At 68.4% G+C, this 21603-nt stretch carries 18 protein-coding genes and 2 pseudogenes; 8 read left to right on the forward strand and 12 right to left on the reverse strand.

Translation table 11 applies throughout. The annotated features are described in order from the left end of the window. On the reverse strand, positions 1-302 hold a 302-nt coding region (locus tag ACZ63F_RS31940), incomplete at its 3' end, for an ASCH domain-containing protein (RefSeq protein WP_469716274.1). 203 nt (positions 303-505) lie between these two features. Between ACZ63F_RS31940 and ACZ63F_RS31945 the strand changes: the two genes are divergently transcribed. Next, entirely contained in the window at positions 506-643 is a 138-nt protein-coding gene (locus ACZ63F_RS31945; RefSeq protein ID WP_469716276.1) for a hypothetical protein, read from the forward strand. A gap of 229 nt (positions 644-872) precedes the next feature. On the opposite strand, the gene ACZ63F_RS31950 is transcribed toward ACZ63F_RS31945, so the two are convergent. Continuing rightward, positions 873-1928, reverse strand: a complete 1056-nt coding sequence (locus ACZ63F_RS31950; RefSeq protein WP_469716278.1) for a zinc-dependent alcohol dehydrogenase family protein — start codon at positions 1926-1928, stop codon at positions 873-875. A gap of 103 nt (positions 1929-2031) precedes the next feature. On the opposite strand from ACZ63F_RS31950, the gene ACZ63F_RS31955 reads away from it, so the two are divergent. Further along, on the forward strand, positions 2032-2874 hold the full coding sequence (locus ACZ63F_RS31955; protein WP_469716281.1) for a helix-turn-helix transcriptional regulator: 843 nt from the start codon (positions 2032-2034) through the stop codon (positions 2872-2874). 513 nt (positions 2875-3387) lie between these two features. Here the strand turns inward: ACZ63F_RS31955 and ACZ63F_RS31960 are convergent. Continuing rightward, positions 3388-4263 carry a LysR family transcriptional regulator gene (locus tag ACZ63F_RS31960; protein ID WP_469716284.1) on the reverse strand — a complete coding sequence of 292 codons (876 nt, stop codon included), beginning with the start codon at positions 4261-4263 and terminating at the stop codon, positions 3388-3390. A gap of 121 nt (positions 4264-4384) precedes the next feature. On the opposite strand from ACZ63F_RS31960, the gene ACZ63F_RS31965 reads away from it, so the two are divergent. Continuing rightward, on the forward strand, positions 4385-5383 hold the full coding sequence (locus ACZ63F_RS31965; protein ID WP_469716286.1) for an NADP-dependent oxidoreductase: 999 nt from the start codon (positions 4385-4387) through the stop codon (positions 5381-5383). Then, positions 5380-5781, forward strand: a complete 402-nt coding sequence (locus ACZ63F_RS31970; RefSeq protein ID WP_469716288.1) for a nuclear transport factor 2 family protein — start codon at positions 5380-5382, stop codon at positions 5779-5781. Before ACZ63F_RS31965 ends, ACZ63F_RS31970 begins: the two co-directional genes overlap by 4 nt. A 288-nt stretch (positions 5782-6069) precedes the next feature. On the opposite strand, the pseudogene ACZ63F_RS31975 reads toward ACZ63F_RS31970, so the two are convergent. From ACZ63F_RS31975 to ACZ63F_RS32005, 7 genes and pseudogenes are all read right to left on the reverse strand, one after another. Continuing rightward, positions 6070-6273: pseudogene (locus ACZ63F_RS31975) on the reverse strand (IS5/IS1182 family transposase); the annotation flags it as partial. A 219-nt stretch (positions 6274-6492) separates the two neighbouring features. Then, positions 6493-7380: an SDR family oxidoreductase gene (locus ACZ63F_RS31980; protein WP_469716290.1), complete on the reverse strand. Its 888-nt coding sequence runs from the start codon at positions 7378-7380 to the stop codon at positions 6493-6495. 329 nt (positions 7381-7709) lie between these two features. Further along, a pseudogene (locus ACZ63F_RS31985) lies at positions 7710-8652 on the reverse strand (NADP-dependent oxidoreductase). A 160-nt stretch (positions 8653-8812) separates the two neighbouring features. Further along, a complete protein-coding gene (locus ACZ63F_RS31990) occupies positions 8813-9712 on the reverse strand; it encodes an NADP-dependent oxidoreductase (RefSeq protein ID WP_469716292.1) in 900 nt (299 codons plus the stop codon). 250 nt (positions 9713-9962) lie between these two features. Then, positions 9963-10610: a nitroreductase family protein gene (locus ACZ63F_RS31995; RefSeq protein WP_469716294.1), complete on the reverse strand. Its 648-nt coding sequence runs from the start codon at positions 10608-10610 to the stop codon at positions 9963-9965. Positions 10611-10635: 25 nt separating this feature from the next. Further along, the gene (locus tag ACZ63F_RS32000; protein ID WP_469716296.1) at positions 10636-11496 is read right to left on the reverse strand and encodes an isocitrate lyase/PEP mutase family protein; all 861 of its coding nucleotides are present in this window, start codon (positions 11494-11496) and stop codon (positions 10636-10638) included. 143 nt (positions 11497-11639) lie between these two features. Next, positions 11640-12194 (reverse strand): carboxymuconolactone decarboxylase family protein, encoded by a 555-nt coding sequence (locus tag ACZ63F_RS32005; RefSeq protein WP_469716298.1) that lies wholly within the window; start codon positions 12192-12194, stop codon positions 11640-11642. Between the two features lie 766 nt (positions 12195-12960). On the opposite strand from ACZ63F_RS32005, the gene ACZ63F_RS32010 reads away from it, so the two are divergent. Beyond that, entirely contained in the window at positions 12961-13578 is a 618-nt protein-coding gene (locus ACZ63F_RS32010) for a TetR/AcrR family transcriptional regulator (protein ID WP_469716300.1), read from the forward strand. Between the two features lie 98 nt (positions 13579-13676). Here ACZ63F_RS32010 and ACZ63F_RS32015 read toward each other — a convergent pair whose 3' ends face one another. Next, on the reverse strand, positions 13677-15695 hold the full coding sequence (locus tag ACZ63F_RS32015; protein ID WP_469716303.1) for a SpoIIE family protein phosphatase: 2019 nt from the start codon (positions 15693-15695) through the stop codon (positions 13677-13679). Positions 15696-16064: 369 nt separating this feature from the next. On the opposite strand from ACZ63F_RS32015, the gene ACZ63F_RS32020 reads away from it, so the two are divergent. The 3 genes from ACZ63F_RS32020 (at position 16065) to pdxR (ending at position 19309) form a co-directional block, all read left to right on the forward strand. Next, positions 16065-16733 carry a TetR/AcrR family transcriptional regulator gene (locus ACZ63F_RS32020; protein ID WP_469716305.1) on the forward strand — a complete coding sequence of 223 codons (669 nt, stop codon included), beginning with the start codon at positions 16065-16067 and terminating at the stop codon, positions 16731-16733. A 759-nt stretch (positions 16734-17492) separates the two neighbouring features. After that, positions 17493-17876, forward strand: a complete 384-nt coding sequence (locus ACZ63F_RS32025) for an MmcQ/YjbR family DNA-binding protein (protein WP_469716307.1) — start codon at positions 17493-17495, stop codon at positions 17874-17876. Positions 17877-17983: 107 nt separating this feature from the next. Then, positions 17984-19309: a MocR-like pyridoxine biosynthesis transcription factor PdxR gene (gene pdxR / locus ACZ63F_RS32030; RefSeq protein WP_469716311.1), complete on the forward strand. Its 1326-nt coding sequence runs from the start codon at positions 17984-17986 to the stop codon at positions 19307-19309. 167 nt (positions 19310-19476) lie between these two features. Here pdxR and ACZ63F_RS32035 read toward each other — a convergent pair whose 3' ends face one another. Next, positions 19477-20736: an MFS transporter gene (locus ACZ63F_RS32035; protein WP_469716314.1), complete on the reverse strand. Its 1260-nt coding sequence runs from the start codon at positions 20734-20736 to the stop codon at positions 19477-19479. Positions 20737-21603 lie beyond the last annotated feature (867 nt).

Raw genomic sequence — 21603 nt, forward strand, 5'->3', positions numbered from 1 at the left:
GCAGCCCGCCACTCCACCACACCGGAGCAGCCACATCCCACTGCTCGCGCGAAACCGTCCTCGACCTCCCTCACAGGAACGACACACACGTCGACAACCTCGATCGTGACAGCCGGACAACCTTCGGAATCAAGCACCCAGAATCCTTGTCCGGTCACCGGTACTGCCTCGCCGGCGTGCTCGTAGATCTCCAGGAGACCCGTGAACGCGGCCTTCCGACCGCTCACGATCGCCGCCACACCACGGTCACGCTCCGGACCCGGGAAGGCGAGCTCAAGACCCGCAAGGTCGTCACGTCCCACCGAGCGAGGTTACGGAGCCCAGCCGCGTTCACCAAGGGCCACCGCTCCGCTCACCCCCGAACCCACAGCAAGCACACTCACAACACGCCCTAGTTCGCTGGTCGAGTGAACCCAGGGCAGAAAGCAGATCACCCGACGTGGTGCCGTCTCGGCGACTACGAAGATCACGCCCTGTTCGTGATCTTCGAAACGGAGACCCGGCCGTGCGCCTCGCTCGTACCCGACGCACCCTGCTCCCCGCGCTGTTCGCGCCGCTCGCTCTGTTCGCCCCCACCGCCGCTCACGCCGCCCCTGCGGGTGTGGACGCGGACGGCCGCGCGGCCGTGCCGAAGAGGCACTGAGGGGCACACGGGTCCTGGACCCGCCCCCGGGCAGGTAGGCGCCGGGGGCAGATCGGTGGCGGCACGCGGGGGCCTGGGCGCCGCGTGGCTCACCCTCTCGCCCGATGGCGAGGCGACGCGCGACACAGGGCAGGTCAGAGGCTTCGCAGCTGTCCGGGATGAACGACGTCGCCGACCACACCATCCTCGGGTGCTCGGCTCCGCTTGCGCCGTGTCGGCGTCGGCAGACTCAGTCGAGTTCGATGACGACCTTGCCGAACAGTCCGCCCGACGTCTGAGCCGTGTACGCGGCTGGGGCGTCGAGGAAGCCGATCCGGCGGTCGATCACCGGGTGGATGTCATGGGTCTCGACGTGACGCACAAGATCGCGGTGCATGGCCTCGCTGCCGACCGCGACGCCGCGGATGCGGGCCTGCTTGCCGAGCAGGGCGTACCCGTCCAGCGTCCCCCCAGCCGTGTCGAACAGGCCGAGGGTCGCGACCTCACCGCCCGGCGCGAGGGCGGCCAGGGCCTGGCTCAGGATCGACACGCCGACGCTGTCGACCACCTTGTCGACGCCTCCGGACAACGCGAAGATCGCATCGCCCCAGTTCTGTTCCGTCATGCTGTTGACGTAGCCCGCAGCGCCGAGGCGGACGAGGGCCTCACCCGCGGCGTCGTTGCGCACGGTCGCGTAGACCCGGGCGCCGGCGGCCCGGGCGAACTGCAGGGCGAAGAGCGCGACGCCGCCACTGCCGATGATCAGAACGGTGCTCTCCGCGGCGATCGGGTGGTCTCCGTAGAGGGCGTTCCAGGCGGTCAGCGCTGCCACGGGCAGGGTGGCTGCCTCGCGGTGGTCGAGGTTGGCGGGGGCACGCATGACCCGTCGGGCCGGAAGGACGACGTACTCGGCGAGCACTCCGTCCTCGTGCAAGGCGCCCAGCCCCAGGCCCATGGCGGCCGGCGGGCGGCCGTCGCTCCAGTCGAGCACGTGCAGATCGGTGACGCAGTCACCCACGCTCCAGCCCTCGACCTGCGGACCGACGGCGTCTATCTCGCCTGCCACGTCCGACAGCGGGACGAGGTCCCGCTCCGGCAGCCGGCCGAAGGGGCCTTTGAGGATCAGTTGGTCGCGGTAGTTCATCGAGATCGCCCGGACCCGGATGCGGACCTCGCCGGGGCCCGGTACGGGCAGGGGCGTCTCGTCCAGGACGAGCTTGGCGGCGTCGGTCGCGTCTGCGGGCAGTATCCAGCGCTTCATCGACTGTGCGCGGGATGTGCTGTCGTCGGTGTGAAGGGAACTCATAGGTCCCTGTCTATGGGAGGCCGTGGGTACCGGGCCAGGTCAGGATGAACCTGGTTACGGCAGGACCAGCCAGGGGTGTCCGAGGGTCGCCTACGCTGGAGCAATGCCACGCGACCGCGCCGCGCTCGGAGCGTTCCTGCGCTCCCGCCGAGACCGCCTGACCCCGTCCCAGGCCGGCATCGAGCCCTTCCCCGGAGCCCGACGGGTGCCGGGACTGCGCCGGGACGAACTGGCCGTAGCGGCAGGCGTGAGCCCGGACTACTACAGTCGGCTCGAACAGGGACGCCAGGCCAACGTCTCCACCGCAGTACTCGACGCGCTGGCCCGGGCCCTGCGTCTGGACGAGGTCGAACGCACTCACCTCCACGACCTGGCCGCGCCCACCACCCCGCACTGGCCGGCGACGCCACGCACGGTCCAGCATCCCGACCCCGGGCTGCTGCGCCTGATGGACACCCTCCACCACGTCCCGGTGCTGCTGCTCGGCCATCGCGGCGAGGTTCTAGCCCGCAACGCCCTGCTGACGGAGATCCTGGGCAGCCCACTGGAGCCGGGCACATCATTCGTCCGGTTCATGTTCCAAGACCCCACCGCCCGCGACAGGATCGTCAACTGGTCCGACTTCGCCTCGGCCACCGTCGCCACCATGCGCCGCGAAACCGCCCGCCGCCCGCACGACCACCGCCTCACCGCGCTCATGGACGAGCTGCGCACAACCGACCGTGACGTCGCCCGATGGTGGGACGATCACACGGTCCGCGACTACGCGTCGGTGAACAAGCGTATTCAGCACCCCACCGCCGGTCCGATGTCCTTCAACATCGAAATCGTCTGTGCGCCGCACGAACCGGACCAGCGCCTTGTCGTCTACACCACCGAGCCAGACTCCCCCACCGCGCGCGTCCTGCCGCTCCCGGCCAGCTGGAACACCGCGTCCCGTCACTGACCGAGCCGGCCACCACCCCCTGGCGAACGCCGCCGGCCGAGAGCTGTCTGGACGATCACAACGAACGACGTCCGTTGCTGACCGGCAGAATCCGCCGCAAGCGGTGGACCGGCATCTCCCCGACACGCCGCACCGGTCGTCACGGGCAACCCCCGGTTTCCTCATGCGGACCGCTGTCGACGCGTGCTGCGAGGCGGACGCCGAGCTGGCGTCCGGCGGAGCTGACTGTCACCTGCAGTGACCTGACGGCCGGACGGCCGTAGTGCGGTCGTCGCCGTAGGGGCTGACGCGTCGGGCGGCCTGATTGCGTTTTCCGGGCGCGTCGTGCCAGCGGGACCGCTACGAAGATCACGACCTGCTCGGGATCTTCGAAGGGACCATCTCCCTGGCCCGACCCGGCATGGGGCGCGGCCGACGTCGAGGGCGTCGTCGTGAAAGGCCTCGCCCAGAAGTACCAGCCGGGCCGCAGGGGCTGGATCAAGGTACGAAACCAAGCGGGTAGGCTGGTCGCGGTCAGGCTGCCGGGGCGGTCAGGACGGCCTTGGCCGCCAGCCGGAGATTCCTGATCATCGGATTCAGGTCGCCCTTGCGGCTGACCAGGACGACCTGGCTGGGGGGAGCACCCTCGACCGGGACGGTGACGAGGTTGGGACGCAGTGAGCTGCGCCGATCGCCGACCGGTAGGACGGCGATCGCCCTGCCACTCGCGACGAGTTCGAGCTTGTCCTCGTAGCTCTCGATCGGCGGCACGCCAGCCCCGAGGATCCGGTAGGAAGCCCAGTCTGTGGTCTCGAACGCGCACGGCACCGCCTCCTCGTCGGCCAGCTCTTCCGCGGTCACCGACGCGCGGTCGGCCAAGGGATGGCCGCGGGGGACCACGAGCATCCGGGGCTCCTCGTACAGGGGGGTCGTGGACACGTTGTCGGCGGCGAGCGGCAGCGGGGTCCGCGCGATCAGGGCGTCGACGCGCTTGTCGGACAATGCGCCGACGTCGCTGCAGCTCAGGTGCCGGGTGGCGATCTCGGCGTCCGGGTGACGGTGGCGCAGTTCCCGTACGGCGGCAGTGATCACCAGGTCTTCGACGTAACCGATGGTGATTCGTTCGGCTTGGGCTTGTTCACGCACGGCCAGTTCGGCCTGGCGGGCGGCCTGCAGCAGGGCTTGGGCCTGAGGGAGGAATGTCTGGCCGGCCGGAGTGAGCCGGGTGCCCTGGGGGGTGCGGTCCAGCAGTCGTGTGCCGAGATATTTCTCGAGCCGTTGGATCTGGCGGCTCAGCGCCGGCTGGGCTACGTGCAGGTCGGCGGCGGCCCGGCCGAAGTGCTGGTGCGCCGCCACCACGGTGAAGTAGCGCACCAGCCGCAGTTCCAGGTCCTGTCCGAGATCGTTCACCGTTACAGGGTACGCGTCATGCGGTTTCGGAATGACCGGTTGCCGAAGGGGTCTTGGACGGCCATGCCATCCGGGGCCTTGACTGAAGGAGCAACGTTTCCCAGAGAAAGCGATAGACGCGATGAAGGCGATCCAGTTCCACGAGGCGGGCGGGCCGGAAGTTCTGCGGTACGACGAGGTGCCGGTTCCCGAGATCGGCCCGGGCGAGGTGCTCGTCCGGGTGCACGCAGCGGGCATCAATCCGCCGGACTGGTACCTGCGTGAGGGGATGAAGGTCATGCCGGCCGAGATGAGGCCGGTGCTGGCGTTCCCCCTGATCCCTGGAACGGACATGTCGGGCGTGGTCGAGGCGGTCGCTCCGGACGTGCTGGGGTTCGCCGTCGGCGACGAGGTCTTCGGCATGCTGCGGTTCCCCGGATTCGACGGCCGGACGTACGCCGAGTACGTGGCCGCGCCGGCTTCTGACCTGGCTCACAAGCCAGCCGGTATCGACCACGTTGAGGCGGCCGGGGCGCCGATGGCCCTGCTGACGGCCTGGCAGTACCTGGTTGATCTCGGCCACCGCGTGCCGTCTCCCTTCACCGGTCAAGTGCACCAGCCGGTGCCGATCACGCCAGGGATGACCGTGCTGGTCAACGGGGCCGCTGGTGGAGTGGGCCACTTCGCGGTGCAGCTGGCGAAATGGAAGGGGGCACACGTCATCGCGGTGGCCTCAGGCCGGCACGAGCAGTTCCTGCGCAAGCTCGGCGCCGATGAGTTCATCGACTACACCACGACGCAGGTCGCGGACGTGGTCAGCGGCGTCGACCTGGTGATCGACACCGTCGGTGGCCCGGACAGCTCACGCTTCCTGACCGTGCTCAAGCGCGGAGGCACCATGCTTCCAGTGTTCTTCGCCCAGTACGACCCGGAAGAGACGGCGCGTCTGAGCATCACCGTCTCGAACATTCAGGTGCGTTCCAACGGCCCCCAGCTCGCCGAGATCGGGCGCCTGTTCGACGAGGGTGAGCTCCAGGTCGGGCTGGACAGCACCTACCCGCTGTCCGAAGCGGTCAGCGCACACGCGCGAGCCGCGCAGGGCCACATCCAGGGCAAGATCGTGCTGGCGGTGGTCTCGTGATCGCCGAACTCCAGCAGGCGGTGGCGAACTACGCCCATGCCCTGGACGAGCTGAATATCGCCGAGTTGGAAGCGGTCCTGACCGAGGACACCATCTGGACCTTCACGATGCCCGGACAGAGGGTGCTCGGCCCGGTCGCCGGACGCGCGGCGGTGCTCGACTTCATCCGTGACGGGCACACGGCCCAGACCGGAAGGGTGCGGCACCACCTGGGTAGCGTCGTGGTCACGACGACGGACGCCGCCACCGCCGAGGTGCGGGCCTATCTGCTGCAGACGAGGAACACCAGCGAGAGCATCCAGATGATCTCGACCGGGGTCTACACGTTCAGCCTGCGACGGTCCGACGGTAGGTGGCGGATCGCCGAGCTCACCCTGACGCTGGACAACACCTTGTAGGGCGAGGCCAGGCATTGCGCCCGGCGATCATCGGATGCCTGCCGACTGCGCCGGGTACCGATTGGGCCGAGGACGAACAGCACGGCCCAGTGCAGGGAGATGATCAGCCGGTCGATGCGCTGTCGAGCGCCAGCAGGCTCGGCTGCCCCCTGGCAGATCGGCCAGGCGGTCGGGGACGGGTGATGGCCTTTCCGACGGTCGACGGGTCAGATCCTTCGATGTGGAGAGCAGGCGGGCGGCGAATTCCGCCACCTGTGCCGCGACCTGCGAGGTGCCGATGACCGCTGTGTTCGCCCTACAGTCCCTCGGCTCCGGGATCGTGTGCTTGATCCAGCGTCTTCGCAGACAGCGCCTGGTACGGCGAGAGCTGTACGCCTCATCACCGCCGACGTGACCGGGTCGGTTGCGGGGCTGCTTACCCTGCGGGCGAATACTGCAAGTCTCGAATACCGACACTCCACCAGTGGTCCGGGCCAGCGGAAGCGGTCGTCGCCTCGGTGACGGGCCGGGTGGCCGCGCCGGTGACGCTCTGCTGCTGGGCCGCTACGACGCGGCGGGTCGCCTGCGGTTCCTCGGGCGGACGGCACCGCTGTCTGCGACGGCCAGCGGGAGGCCGGTGGCCTGCTGTATCCGGGCGGCGCGCAGTGGCCGCCGCAGCGGCGGCGGCGCGACCGCCGGGATCACCTGTGCACGACGTCGCCGCAGGGGCTTCTAACCCAAGGCGGGGTAGTCGCCGGCGGCAAGGTCCTCCATGAGGCTCGGGTGGATGGGCTCCCAGCCGAACTGCTTCCGGGTCAGCGCACTCGAGGACGGCATGTCGAGCGCGAACAAGCGGCCAATGGGACCGAAGCTGTCAGGGGAGACCGACTCGACCGGGACCGCCAGCACGCCGCCGACCGCCTCGGCCAGGTATCGCATGGTGTCGCCCTCGTCGGCCACCGCGTGCAGGACAGAGCCGGGCGCAGCGTCCTCGAGCGCGATGCGGAACAGCTTGGCGGCGTCGAGCCGGTTGACTGCCGGCCAGCGCTGTGTGCCATCGCCGACGTATGCCGACACGCCGGTCTTCTGCGCGGCTGCGATGAGCACCGAGCAGAAGCCGTATTGCGACGCGCGCTGATGCACGGAGCGCGGCAGCCGTACGACAGAGGAGCGGACGCCCTGGTCGGCCAAGTTCAGCACAATCTGTGAATTGAGGCCACGGCCGCCGACGGGACCGTCGGTGGTGTCGGGGTCCTGCTCGGTGGAGATGTGGCCCGGCATCATCGGCGTGAGGCCGGCATGCACGAAGGGCTTCCCGCTGCCTGCGAGGGCGGCCGCGAGAGTCTGCAGGGCCCGTGTTTCCGCGTCGATGCACGGCCCCAAGTTGCTCCAGTCGTTCCCGAAGGCCAGGTTGATGACGCCCTCTGTCCGGGCGACGCCGACTCGAAGGCTGTCCAGATCGGTGAGGTCGCCGCGAAGCGGTGTCCCTCCGGCGGCGGAGATGACCGCGGCCGCGGCATCGGAACGGGCGAGGCCGAGGACCTCGTGACCGGCAGCAATGAGTTCGGGAACGACAACTGAGCCGATGCTGCCGTTGGCACCTGTGACGAACACGCGCATGGGAGACTCCAGATAACTGCTGCGACACCGCGTCGGTGAATAGACCGTCGGCCGAGCCGCTCGGGCCGGCGACGCTCGCCACCGTGATTCCCTCACCGAGGCGATCGCGTCCTACAAATCCGGCATATCGTCTTACAGAAGATACGTATCGTTACGCCGCGTCGCCCCATTGCCCCCACCGCTCTGCTGAGCGGCGGAAGCAGGCTCTGACAGCGGCTCGATACGGCGCTGAGCACGGAAGCGGCCTGGCAGGACACCGGGCAGCTGACGTTCGCGCATGGACTTGGTCGACCTCGCGTACTGCGGCCCGGTGATGGCTGTCCGCGGCTTCACCGCATGCGGATGACCGTCTTTCCGCTGACCTTCCGGGCCGGGCTGAAGGCAGCGACGGCGTCGTCGAGGTCCGCGACCTGCCCGATATGCGTCCGCAGACGGCCCTCTCGTACCCGCCGGGCGATCTCACCCAGCTGGGCGCGGTCGGAGACGACCACGAAGTCCACCGTCAGGCTGTCCGGCCGGCCGCACCTCCGGCGGGCCGGTGACGGTCACGAATGTTCCTCCACTTCGCACCAGCCGGGCCGATCGAGCGCCGATGTCGCCGCCGAAGACGTCGAAGACGAAGTCGACTCCGCCGACGTCTTCCAGCGTGTCGTTGTCCAGGTCCACGAACTCGTGCACGCCGAAATCGAGTGCGCTCTGGCGGTGGGCGGCACGTCCGGTGCCGATCACGTACGCACCGGCCTCTCGCGCGAGCTGAGCCGCCATCGATCCGACCGCTCCTGCGGCGCCGTGCACGAGCACGCTCTGCCCCACCGAGAGGTGCCCGTGCTCGAACAGTCCCTGCCAGGCTGTGAGGCCCGTCATCGCGACGCTCGCGCCGACCGTGAAGTCGATGTCCCCGGGCAGCGGCGCGAGGTTGCGCGCCTCGACGACGACGTACTGCGCCAGGGTGCCGTCACGGGTCCAGTCCGTGAGGCCGAACACGCGCTGCCCGACCGACAGCCCTGCCGTTCCGTAGCTGAGAGAGCTGACCACGCCTGCCACCTCGTGTCCGGGGATCGAGGGCGTCCGATCCCGGCCGAGGCGATCGACCCAGGTCGAGGGCCACTCCAGTTCGTCCCCGGTGAATCCCGACGCATGCACTTCGACGACGACGTCGCCGTAGTTCGCGCCGTCAAGGCCGGCAAGGCGGGCCGCATCCGGCCCGGGCCGTTCAGTCAGCGTCATCCCCGCGGTTCCGGCGGCGGGGTCCGTGACCACGATCGCTTTCATTTGAGTGTCCTCTTTCTGATCAAGCTCCGTTCGAACCCGCTCCCGCCCCGCTGCAGGCGGTGGCGGGGAGGCCGCGCCCCTGCTGGTCCGATGCGGTCTGGCCGCTCGTGCCCCGTGCGCACTGCAGTCCGGCACCGGGATGGATCGGTGCCGGGGCGCGTCATGCTGGAATGAGCACGATCTTCCTGCCTCCGGCCCGTCCGGCAACCACCCGGGTGAACGCGGTCGGTCCCTCGCTGAGCGGCAGGGGTTCCGGTGCGAGTTCCAAGGTTCCCGCCGCGGCTTGCTCGGCCAGCCGGGCGAGCTGCGCGGCGTTGGGCTCGATGTAGAGGTCCCAACTCGTGATGCCTCGTTCCTCCGGCGGCGCGTCGGAGGTCAGGGAGCACAGCCGGCCGCCGTCGCGCACCAGGGGCAGGGCCTCGGCCGCCGTGCCGGCGGCGATGATGAGGGCAGCGTCGAACCCGCCGCGGACCTCGGTCGACCAGTGCGGGTCGTGGTAGTCGACGACGTTCTTCGCTCCCAGCCCGAGCAGACGCTCCGCGGCGGCGGGAGACGCGGTCGCGGTCACCTCGATGCCCTGGGCCGCTGCAAGCTGGACGGCCAGGGCGCCGGTGCCTCCGCCTCCGTTGGTGATCAGGAGCCGCTGACCTCGGCTGAGGTCCAGCTTCTCCAGAGCCTGCAGCGCGGTGAGCCCGTTGACGGGCAGCGCCGCTGCGTGTGCGGCGTCCAGGTCTGGTGGGCAGGCCGCCGCGTGGTCCGCGTTGATCAGGACGCGCTCGGCCCAGAAGCCGCTCCCCCCGGGCAGCGGGGCTTCATGCGCGAGCACCCGGTCGCCTACCGCGAACTGGCTGACACCCGCGCCGACGGCCAGTACCTTGCCTACGCCCTCCACTCCCAGCGCCGCCGGGAGGCGTAGCCCCACGTCCCAGCGAGCGTCGATTTCCAGTTCGTCCCACGGTCCGACCCCGGCGGCCTCGACCGCGACCAGGATCTGGCCCGGCTCGGGAGATGACGGTTCGGGCAGTTCCAGCAGGGCGACTTCCGTCTCTGCCCTGGTCACACCGCACGCTTTCACAGTGGATCGTTGTCCTTTCACTCGGTCCGGCCGACAACGAAGTACGGGCCGGAAACCCAAATCCGGCGGCGGTGCGTAATAGGGACATTCCGCACCGCCTTCACGCTAGATCTTTGTCCTGGCGCTCGGTCCGACCGACCTGTTCCAGATCCGTGGCTGGCCGAGGGTGGCCTGCCGGACGTCCGCCGACGCCGTTGGACCATTCGGATCACAGGCCACCGGGGGCGGTGGCCGGTCAGAGGAACGTGAACAGCTGGTCGGTTTCGAAGCGGGAGATCGGGCTGTTGTAGACCTTCGCGGGATCGGGGTAGCCGAGGGCCAGCAGGACGGTCGTGGTGTGGCCGGTTTCGCGGATCTTGAACGCCTTGTCGACGCTGGTGGGGTCGAATCCTTCGAGGGGCATGGCTTCGACGCCGAGCTCAGCGGCCGCCATCATGGTCAGCCCCATCGCGAGGTAGGTCTGCTTCTCCATCCAGTGGTTCAGGTCCTTGTAGCCGTAGTTGCGCAGGTTGAGGAAGTCGCGGGTCATGGATTCCCACCGCGCCTGCTTCGCCGGGTCGGGGAACCGGCCGTCGGCCCGCTCCTTGTCGAACACGGCCTGGAGGTGGCCTTCGGGAAGGTCGGCCCTGGTGGTGAGGATGACGGTGTGCGAGGCGTTCAGGATCTTCTCGCTGTTGTCCTGGAACCGTTCGCCGAGGTTGGCCGCCAGCCGCTCCTTGCCTTCGGTCGTGGCGAGGACGTAGAAGTGGTTGGGCTGCACGTTCGTCGAGGACGGCGTCGAGCGCAGGAACCCGAGCAATTCCTGGAGTATCTCGTCGGGGATCGTCTTGCTGGGGTCGAAGTACCTGGTGAGGTGCTTGTCCATGAGCTTGCCGAGGTCCATGTCATCCTGCCTTCGTGGTGTGTGATCACGAGTGAAGAGTCTGTGATTCGTGCTGATCGGGTTGGTTCTTGCTGTGGGCGAGCAGTTCGCTGACACGGGCGAAGTTCATGCCTGTCGTCGCCGAGGCGAGGTCACCTGCAAGGAGTGCCTTCGTGGCTTCCTCGACGGCCCCCATCGCGTGGGTGTAGAGCAACGGCCCCAAGCTGATGCGCTTGACCCCCACCTGCTGCAGTTCAGCGACGGTGAGCACCTTGTCCGACGGAGACACCAGGACGTTGACTGGTGTCGGGGCGACCGCGGTGACGATCGCGACGAGTGCGTCGAGGTCGGGTGGGAACGGCGCGTAGACCACGTCTGCGCCTGCCTCGGCGAAGGCCGTCAGTCGCCGGAGGGTGTCGTCGAGGTCGGGTCGCCCCTGGATGAAGTTGTCGGTGCGGCCCGTGACAACGATGCGTCCCTTTGACGCGGCGACGGCGCTGCGTACCCGGCGGACCGCTTCGTCGAAGTCACGGATCGGCATGGCGGGATCGCCTGAGGTGTCCTCCACTCCGATGCCGGCCAGGCCGGACTCCACGGCGGCCTCGACGGTCATGGCGACGTCTTCGGGTGTGTCGCCGTATCCGTCCTCGAAGTCTCCGTTGACGGGCAGTCCTGTGAGACTGCCGAGCAGCCGCGCATGCTCAAGGTGCTCATCGCGGGTGACTTCGTGCCGCCCGTCGAGGCGGCCGAGCGTGGCGGCGATCGCCGCGGACGAGGTCGCGATCGCCTCGAACCCGGCATCGGCCAGTATCAGAGCCGAGAGGCCGTCCCAGGCATTGGGCATGACGAGGCCACCGTCGCGGGTGTGCAGCGCCAAGAACTTCTCGTAGAGTTCGGAGCCCGGCATGTCGAGCCTTCCTGAATGATCGTTGACTCAGTGGGGGTGCCGGCGGCCGCACGACGCTTTCTGACGCCGCGCCGGCCTCAACAGGCGAGATGAAGCGGGCCATAGACGACTTCCGCGCAGGGCCGACGACTCAGGGCGCGGGTTCACTGGCGCACGGTCGTACCGGCCGAGTCGGCGGCGGGGATGTCGAGGTCGGTCTGGTTGACGTTGTTGATGAAATTGGTGAGCAGGAACTGCACCGCCACAGCGACGATGGCCAGGATCTGAGCGTCGGTGTATCCGGCGCCCCGTACCTCCGCGAGGTCGGTGTCGCTGACCTGTCCACGGCTTTCGACCACCTGCTGAGCGAAGCGGGCGGCCGCGGCACGCTTGGGATCGACCGAGCTTCCGACGCGGCCGAGCTCGATGTCGTCGCGGGACATGCCGCCGAATTCGGTGGCGACGTAGGTGTGCATCGCAAGGCAGTAGCTGCAGTCGTTGGCCTGTGAAACGGCCAAGGCGATGCTGTGCCGCGTCCTCGCGTCGAGCGCCCGGCCCAAAGTGCCCTGAAGAGTCGTGACGACCTCGAGAACCGCGGGGTTCGACGAGAGGGTCTTGAACATGTTCGGGACGAAGCCGAGCTGCGCATCGATGTTGTGGAGTATCTGCTGCGCGCCGGCAGACACATCCTCTGGAGCGGAAACGTTCAGTCGTGACACGGCGAATCGAACTCCGATCGGGGTGTGAACAGTCGTCGAGCCCGAGCCGGGCTCGCTGTGCTTCGGAGCTCCACCGCAGGCTCTTCCAGCGCCCGCCACGACCTTGACGGTCGCGTCGGTCGCACTCGGCGGCCTCCATTGAGGGCGGTGACTCCTCCGGTGCCGAGTTCCGGATCTCTCCATCACCTCCGGCACCTCACAGAAAGGACTATACAGACCAGAATCTGGTGTGCAACCCCTCCCCCGGAGGGGATGCGTCCGCCAGGTCGCCTCCGCGCGGATCGAGCTGGAGTCAGACTCTCAAATGTGCAGTTCAAAGCCGAAAGTGCAGCCTCATGACGAGCGACTTCGCTGGCCGAACCGCGAGGGGATCGAACGGCCTCACGTAAGCCTCGCTCGTCCGCATCGACTTCCTTAGTGGACTATTTAGTCCATCGCTGGGTAAGACTCAGTGGGAACGACGACAAGGCCTGCCGACTCCGCATGCGCCCCTCGATCCCGCATCCGTCCACGAGGAGGTACGACCCGGGGCGGTGCCGCAGCGGCAGGAACACGGGCCTGGGCGATATCGGCCAGGTCGGGCCCTTGCTCACAGGCCGCGACGCGATCGCTGCGCGCGTGAAGAATCACATGGGCGCCATCTTCAATCAGTCAGCCTTTATGGTCGTATCGGTGTCACAACTGATTCACCCGGAGAACGATGGCGCCACGCTTGACATGCACCGAACGGCCGAGCAGTACGAGTAACGTGCCCGAGGGAGACACCGTGTCCGCAACCAGCGATATTCGCCGTACGCCACGCGGCCTGGAGACCCGCTCACGCATCGTTGATTCGGCAGCCAGGCTGTTCTACGTCAGGGGCGTCACCGCCACCACGCTCGATGACGTCCGGCTGGCGAGCGGAACAAGCAAGTCGCAGCTGTACAACCACTTCGAGGACAAACGCGCGCTGATCCACGCCGTGATCGACGTGCAGTCGAAGTTTGTCCTCGCCCGCGAGGAGCAGCACCTGCGCGGCGTGAAAACCCTTGCCGGTCTGCGCCGCTGGCGTGACGCACTGGTCCACGCCAACTCGTTGCAGGACGGCTCGTACGGGTGCGCGCTGGGTGCGATGTCGATCGAGCTGTCCGACAACGACGAGCAGTCCCGGCAGGCGCTCAACGCGTCCTTCGACGCCTGGGAGCGGATGCTCATCGAGACACTGACCCGGCTCCGCACCCTCGGCGTGCTCTCCGAAAACGCCGACCCACAGCGCTTGGGCACCGGCCTGCTCGCCGCCCTGCAGGGAGGTTACGTGCTTGCGCAGAACGCTCACAGCTCCGAGCCGATGGCCGTCGCGCTGGACATGGCACTGGACCACATCGCGTCCTTCGCTCGCACCTGAACCCGGCTGCGCGGTTCGAGGAGCGCGTTCGGCTCCGCCGCCACACGTTTCGAGCGGCTACCGGCATGACCTCGCCCGGCGCACGGACGCATCGAGCCTCATGCGCGGCGGATGACCAGCACAGCCACGTCGTCCAAGTGGTCCACCGCGACAGCAGCGTCGAGGACGCGGTCAGCGGTCTCCTCGGCATTCAGCCCGTCGTGGAGGGCCGCGCCAGCCAGTGTTCCGGCTCGTTCCAGCCCGGCCTCCAATGTGAGGCCCGGTCCTTCGACCACGCCGTCGGTGACCATGACCAGCGCGCTGTCCTCCTGCAACGCGAAGGTCTCCTCGCCGTACTCAGTGCCGAGCACGACTCCCAGCACCGGGCCTCCCGGCAACTCGTGGATGCTGTGGCTGCCGTCGCCGCGTGCGTACAGCAACGGCACATGGCCGGCGCTCGCACCGGTGACCCGTCCGTCGCCTGGGTCGATGCGCAGCATGGTGCAGCTGGCGAATCGTGCTGCGCCCATCGTGACGAGCAGCTCGTTGGTGCGAGCCAGCACGGTTGCGGGACCAGGTTCGTGGGCGGCGATCGCGCGCATGGATGCGCGCACCTGTCCCATGAAGGCGGCGGCGTCCACGTCGTGCCCTTGGGCGTCGCCGATCTCCAGGGCGACGGCACCGTCAGGCATGACGAAGGCGTCGTACCAGTCTCCGCCGATATCGAGCCCGTCGCGGCTCGGCCGGTATCGGGCGGCGACCTCCAGGCCGGGGAGGTGCTCGGGCAGCGTGGGGAGCATGGTCTGTTGGAGCGCGGTGGCCAGCTCGACTCGTGCCTCTTGCAACCTGACGCGTTTCAGTGCCTGGCCTGCAAGATCGGCAAGAGTACCCATGAGGGCGCGCTCATCCGGGGACGAGTGGTGTTCGCTGTCGTAGGTCACCAACCAGGCCCCGAGCGGCTGATCGCCGGCCGGGCTGAGGGAGGTGATCGAGATGGCGTAGCCGGAGTCGAGCTGGTCGAAGTACGGCGCCATGGCCCCGTGCGGCCAGCGGCGGATGTAGTCCTCCTGGTTGGGAATGAACTGCGGCTCGCCAGTGCGGATCACATGGGGCAGCGCGCTGGGGGCGTCCAGCGGCAGGCCTTGCAGGGCGGCCACCGGCATCGGGATCCCGGCATCGGAGGAAACGCGTAGGCGGCCTTGCGTGATGAACGCTATCGCGGCGCCGGTACCACCGAACGTCGCGGCGAGCCGGGTCAGGACGACCTGCCGTACTTCTTGCTCCGTGACTGCAGTCATCAGGGCGGAGGAGAAGGCTGCGATCTCGTCGGCGCGCTGACGCTCAGCACTCAGCGCGTCCTTCGCTCTGCGTCTGCGCGCTTCACTCCTGGTGTCATCGCGGATCACACCGAAGACCCGCTCAGGGCCGCCAGGCCCCAGAATGAGCCGACGGGCCCGGCAGACCAGAAGGTGCCAGCCATCGCGCTCGGTAAGGAACCGCAACCTGATCCAGGGGGACCGGGCGGCCGTCGAGCCCGCGAGCCGCCGCAGCGCCCCGCGGTCATCGAGGTGGACTCGCCGGACCACCTCGGACAACGACATGGAGGCCTTCGGGAACAGCGCCGCCAATGCGGGTGCGCCACCGAGCCACTCCAGCTCGCGCTCCTGGGGTGAATACATGCACAGACCGAGGTTGGCGGCCTTGACTGCCAGACGGAACGGAATCAGCAGGGCGCCCAAGTCGTTTCCCGCGTTCAAGGAGTGCACCCACACCAGCGACTCGCCACGTACGGGATCACTCACTGGTCGTGCCTCGACAAGGCAGACAACAGGTGCTGTACCTGGCCCGGGGAACTCCAGCACCCGCATCGCAACCGTCTTCGTCGTGGCGGCGTGAGCCACGAGACTCTTGACCGCAGTCAGCTGGCTAGCGGGCAACAGATCACCGAAGCCACGACCCACGCACTGCTCCACGGATCTGCCCAGTGCCCTGGCCATTGCCGCGTTGAGGCTGCGGATCGCTCCGTCCAGGGTCAAAAGGGCCGACGGTGCAGCCGTCTGAAGAAGTTCGTCCGAGGCGTCCATTTGCCGCTCACCCTCATCGTCGAGCGATATGACCTCGTCGTCCTTCATCATCATCTGCCGCAGGGCAGGCCTCGTCCACGCGGCCGGTCACTCTGGGGCGGCACCGGCCGACTGCGTGTATCGACGAACGCCGACGATCGTCCTCTCGGTGATCCGCTCGGTCGGGTCGAAGGCGTCATCGCGGGTCGGGACGTTGCCGATGGTCACGTGCGCCTGGTCCATGGAGTAGGGGGCAGACAGAGGGACGGGGCCGCTTCGGTCTCAGAGGCTGCGCCAGGGGCCAGATCGTCCCGTGGTAGTGCCGGCCCGGAACCAGGCGCACTCGGCCGGATGCGCCTCCCGGCCGGACCCGCCAGGCACAAAAAAAGGACCTTGAGGTCCCTTTTCGATCCTGCTAGCGTACGCAGCGGTAATCTGGCCCATGTGGCGGAACAGACGCGCGACAGAAACGACTCCCGGCTGACTGAGCGCGGGCGGGCAACCCGGGAGCGCATTCTGAGGGCTGCCGCCGACATGATGTACGTCAGGGGCGTGTCTGCCACGACTCTCGACGAGGTCAGGGCAGCCAGCGGAACGAGCAAATCCCAGCTCTACCGCCACTACCCCGACAAGGATGCACTGGTGCGGGACGTTGTCGCCTTGCAAGCCGCCGAACTGCTCAAACGCCAGCACCAGCTACTCCAGCGGCTCAACTCCCTCCGCGGACTGGAGCGCTGGCGGGACGTAATGATCGAACACAACGCTCTCCGAAACGGGGCGTACGGCTGCCCGCTCGGCTCCCTTGCCAGCGAGTTGGCCGATCAGGACGAAGAGGCACGCGACGCGCTCGCCCGGCACTTCGACACCTGGGAGGGACTACTCGAGGCCGGGCTCGAGCGAATGAAGGACTCTGGAGTCCTCAGGGCCGACGCAGATACCGGAGAGCTGGCCACTGGTCTCATGGCCGCTCTGCAGGGGGGCTACCTCCTCGCCCAGACGGCCCAGGACGTCAAGCCCATGCGGATCGCCCTGGACATGGCGATCGGCCACGTAAAGGCTTACGCCATGCCCGCCGAGGGCGCTTCGCGGGCCGAAGACCCGTCAGGGCGCTAAGCCGTCTACGACAGGTGCCGCACCGAGAAATCCTGGTGCCGCACCACAGGCGGTCGCGCCGGTGCCTCCAGCGCAGCACCGCCTCCCGGCGGCCGCAGGCTGTCCGGACGGCGGTTCGACGGCAGGAGGAGGTGTCCGGCCGCACGCACCGACGCAGTCCCTCCTAACGCGGTGCGCAGCCACGTCTTCAGTCAGAAGCGGAGAGCCATTCCACCGGAGAGGACTATTTAGTCCTGAAAAACGGCCGACGTGCGGTACGTTTGGGGAGGCGGCGTCGTGCGGACAGCCGGGCAGCCAGGCCCCACGGGGATCTCCAGGACGGTAAGGACCATGCACGTGGACGTCCAGTTCTCATTGGCCGGTCCCGTCCGGCTACGCCGACCGGGGGCCGGAGCCGGCCAGCCGACCACGCATTTCTCGGCTGCGCTGTTGCTCAGGTCAGGCAAACCGCCGAGCGCCACGGAGCCGGCAGAGCGCGTGCCGGGCGGCGACGTTCCGCCGGCGGCCGCCGGTGACGTCCACAGGTACTACGTCGACTGGCCGCGTGAGCGGAGCGACTGCTCCTTGAACCTGGCCGGCGGGAGCTGCCTGCGGCTGAGCCAACGGGACGTTCTGGACCTGAACAGAGTTCCAGGAAGGCGGCTGCTGCCGTCACCGCTGCCGCCGTGCGAGCACCGCTGTTCGTGCGGCGACGAGGGAGACGCCACCTTGGCCCCGGCCGGTCGGTCGGGGTACTCGACGAACGAGGAGTTGTCCACCATGGACGGACAGGAGCTGCAGAAGATTGCGGGCGCCAGCACCGCAGATCTGCCCGGCGCCAGCCTGGAGCACCGCATCGGCCCCGACTGGGACCTCTACAAGGTCGGCGGCAAGGTATTCATGCTCATGACCGACATGCCGGGGCACCCTGTCGTGATCCTGAAGGCCGACCCGGACGACGCCGCAGCCCTGCGGGAGCGGCACAAGGACATCACCACCGGCTATCACATGAACAAGAGGCACTGGATCACGGTGGAGGGCGGGGGCACCGCGGACGAGGAGCTGGTGAAGGAACTCGTGATCGACTCCTACCGTCTCGTGGTCCGCGGCCTCCCCAAGTCCGAGCAACCCGTAGATCCGCAGACCTTCGGTCGACGGGCCTGACCGTCGTCATGCCCGTGGAGTCTCCTGGTGCCCGCAGTACCGCCGACCCAGCGCGGCTGCGACAGGCCATCGAGAGTGATGTGATCCGAGCTGAGGGGGGTGTGGGCGTGCGCCGTGCACTGGGCGCCGCCGTACGCGAAGCCGTCCGCAGCGGCCGCCTGGCGCCCGGGACGCGGCTGCCTTCCTCCCGTCGGCTCGCGGCCGACCTGGGTGTTGCCCGCAATACCGTGGCCGACGCCTATGGTGACCTCGTCGCCGAGGGATGGCTCACCGCCCGCGGAGGCTCGGGCACACTCGTGACAGACTCGATGATCACTCGGCCGGTCCCGGGCCGATCCGCTGCCGAACCGTCCGGTGAAACGTGCTACGACCTGATCCCGGGCAGCCCCGACCTCACCGCGTTTCCTCGTGCAGCCTGGCTGAAGGCCACGCGCCGGGCCCTGGCCGCGGCTCCCGACGACGCGTTCGGCTACGGCGACCCCAGGGGCCGGCCTGAGCTACGGGCCGCTCTCGCTGATCATCTCGCACGAGCCCGGGGCGTGTACACAAGTCCGGAACACATACTGATCTGCGCTGGTGTCTCCCACGGTCTGCAGATCCTGAGCGAGGTCCTGGCCGGCCGACGGGCACGAAGGGTCGCCGTCGAGTCCTACGGGCCAGACAGGCACCGCGGCCTGCTGGCAGCTGCGAGGCTGGAGACCCTCACGCTTCCCTTCGACCCGCACGGGACCGACCCGGTCCCACCTCAGGGCACCGATGCGGTCCTGCTCACGCCGGCTCACCAGTTCCCCCTGGGCACGACACTGCAACGCGATCGCCGGACGGCTGTCGTGGACTGGGCCAGACGGACAGGCGGCCTGGTCCTGGACGATGACTACGACGGTGAGTTCCAGTTCGACCACCGGTCCGTCGGAGCGCTCCAGGCACTCGCTCCAGACTCCGTGGTCTACCTGGGCACCGCCAGCAAAACTCTCGTGCCTGGCCTGCGGCTGGCCTGGATGGCGCTGCCTCCCGCGCTGGCTGAGGAAGCTGCGGCGGCCAAGGGACAGACCGACTCGTGCGAGGTGCTGAGCCAGCTGACGATGGCGGAATTCATCGCCTCCGGCGCCTACGGCCGTCACGTACGTGCTGCCCGCCGGCGCTACCGCGATCGGCGAGTGTCTCTGGTCGCAGCCCTGGCCCAGCACGCTCCCCATGCGCACGTCACAGGAACGGCGGCCGGCCTGCATACAATTCTCAGTCTGCCGTCCGGGACCGAGCAGCGCGTCCTTCAATCGGCGACCCGGCAAGGGCTCAAAGTGGCCGGCCTGTCTCGATACCGCCACCCACAGTCCCAGAACGCCATGGGCGACGCCCTCGTCGTCGGCTACGGAACGCCCTCCGACGCTGCATGGCCTCGGGCACTCTCCGCGCTCGTGGAGATCCTTTCCTGACGCGCCCCCAAGCGGAGAGACGGTCGCGTCTCATCCCCAGGCGCCGATCAACCAACTCGCGACGGGCAGGTGGATCGAGAGTTTGTCCGCCACCTGGTCGCACTCCAGACCGGACTCGGCAGGCACGAACAAGTATTGGCGGCGGCCTTGACCGGCGTCGAGTACCGTCAGGGCGACGTCGAGGTCCGCCGTGAGTACTCATCGTGCCGACCGGTCGTGTCGGGGTGCGGATCGCGTGCCGCGATGACGGTGAACAGGGTGGCGACGAGAGCGAAAGCGCCGTAGCCGAGCACGATCTTCGGCAGCGAAAAGGTGTTGGACAGCTGGCCCGAGATCAGGCTGGGAATGGTCGCGCCGCTGTAGCTGAGGAGATACACCACGGCGAAGATCGGTGCCCGGTCCGTCAGGCTGCTGGCGTACAGCAGGCCGCGGGTGGTGCCGCTGATGGCAATGCCCTGACCGGCCCCGGCGACGACAGTTGCGGCGATGAACAAGGGAAGTGCACCGGTGGCGATCGCTGTGATGACGCCGGTCCAGCCGACCGAGAAGGCCGCCATGCCGATGCGTTGGGCTCCCGCGGGCGCGAACCGGCCGCTGAGGGGAGCGCCCAGAGCACTGGGGGCCATGTAAGCGGCGAACACCAGGCCCAGGACGAGTGGACTGTGCGTGCGGAGCTGGTCCTCGACCAGCGCGGGCACGAAGGCTTGGTAGAACGCGCCGGTGGCCCAGGTGGACAAGAGGACCGCGGCCGTGACGGCGAGCAGATGTCTGACCCGGACCGGTACGCGGACGGTGGGCTTCAGTGATCGCCACGCGCCGGGGACGGTGGCTACGGTGTCCGGGCTGATGGCGATGAGGGCGGTGGACAGCAGGAGCAGGGCGACGGAAACGAGGTAGACGAGGTCGCGGGGCCAGGGGCCGAACTGGACCAGGGCACCGGAGGCGATGGCGCCCAGGGCAAGGCCGAGCATGACTGTCTGGCTGGACGCGACGGAGGCCAGCCAGGCCGGGTTTGCGGGTGCGGCGTCGACGACGTACGCGGGGAGGCTGCTGCTGGCCAACCCGGCACCCAGGCCCATCAGGATCCGGCCGGCGATCAGGACGCCTATGTGGTGCACGTTCAACAGCACCAGGCAGCCCAGCACGAGCAGTCCGAGACTGGCCAGGGCCGCGGGCCGACGGCCCACATGGTTGGACAGCCGCCCCAATGTCAGCAGCGTGCTGATGGTCGCGGCGGAGTAGGCGACGACTGCCATCGAGATGCCCGCGTTGGTGAACCCGTCCTGGGCCCGGTAGACGTTGAACAGGGGGATTGTCGAGCCCACCGCGGCAAACGCGGCCGCCAGGGAGAGCACCGCGGACGGGAACGCAAGCCCGGATGTTCTGCCCTGGCGATCCTGACTGGGCACTGGGGCCATGTTGTGCATCGAGCAGTGTCCTTCTCTCGTTCTGAATCGGGCAGCGCACCGGCTTCTGTCGTGGGCAGTGACAGTCGATCATGCATCAACAGGACTGTTTAGTCCAGATAAAGCGCGCATCACTTCCTACCGAACTCACCCTGCCCCTGCGCTCGCCAGCACGTCCACGCCAGGCTTGATCAGCGCCGCGCCTGGGACCCAGTAACAGCAATCGGCACCTTCACGCCCTGGACCACCCGCCATCACTCCGCAGCGTTTCCGCCTTTCAACACTGGACCCTAGCGTCCACTTTAGGGTTAGGGTGGAGGTAGTGACCCGAGGGAGACGCAGTTCGCCCGCCAGATCGACGCCCATGTCATCGGAACCGGACGCGCCGCCGACCGACGGTCCGGGAGAGACGTCTGCGCACGAACATCGGTCAGGCCGCCCTCGACGACCCCGTTTCCCGCCTTCAACCCGACGAGCGGGTCAACGGCAAGACCATCGTCCGCCCATGAGGCCATTGCACATGCCCGGACCCAACCAGCAAAGGACCATCCGCATGTCCAGCCCAACCGAGCCGAACCACTCGACTGCCGCGAGTACTCGCTCAGTCCCTGGCCCCCCCGGGTCCGGAGGGCTCCGGCCGGCGGGAGTACGGCGCGGACGTCCGCGGGGGTGATCTCGCGCAGGGAGGTCTCGCCGCGATCTTGGAGTCCTCGGACGCGAGCGCCTGCTCTCGTGGACCAGCGTTGAAGGGCTCGAGGGCCGTCGCGGTCGCAGGGCGGGGGGGGGGGGGGGGGGGGGGGGGGGGGGGGGGGGGGGGGGGGGGGGGGGGGGGGGACAGGAGGGTGGCCGGCCTGGGGTTGGGGGGGGGGGGTGGGGGGAGGGCTAGGA

This window comes from Streptomyces sp. NPDC104761 (assembly GCF_055583445.1).

Bases quoted from the DNA above. Each gene is read 5' to 3' on its own strand.
- ACZ63F_RS32025 (WP_469716307.1), top strand. From the start codon at position 17,493: ATGGACGGACAGGAGCTGCAGAAGATTGCGGGCGCCAGCACCGCAGAT.
- ACZ63F_RS31955 (WP_469716281.1), top strand. From the start codon at position 2,032: ATGCCACGCGACCGCGCCGCGCTCGGAGCGTTCCTGCGCTCCCGCCGA.
- ACZ63F_RS31980 (WP_469716290.1), bottom strand. From the start codon at position 7,380: ATGCGCGTGTTCGTCACAGGTGCCAACGGCAGCATCGGCTCAGTTGTC.
- ACZ63F_RS31995 (WP_469716294.1), bottom strand. From the start codon at position 10,610: ATGGACCTCGGCAAGCTCATGGACAAGCACCTCACCAGGTACTTCGAC.
- ACZ63F_RS32000 (WP_469716296.1), bottom strand. From the start codon at position 11,496: ATGCCGGGCTCCGAACTCTACGAGAAGTTCTTGGCGCTGCACACCCGC.
- ACZ63F_RS32035 (WP_469716314.1), bottom strand. From the start codon at position 20,736: ATGCACAACATGGCCCCAGTGCCCAGTCAGGATCGCCAGGGCAGAACA.
- ACZ63F_RS32015 (WP_469716303.1), bottom strand. From the start codon at position 15,695: ATGATGATGAAGGACGACGAGGTCATATCGCTCGACGATGAGGGTGAG.
- ACZ63F_RS31950 (WP_469716278.1), bottom strand. From the start codon at position 1,928: ATGAGTTCCCTTCACACCGACGACAGCACATCCCGCGCACAGTCGATG.
- ACZ63F_RS31965 (WP_469716286.1), top strand. From the start codon at position 4,385: ATGAAGGCGATCCAGTTCCACGAGGCGGGCGGGCCGGAAGTTCTGCGG.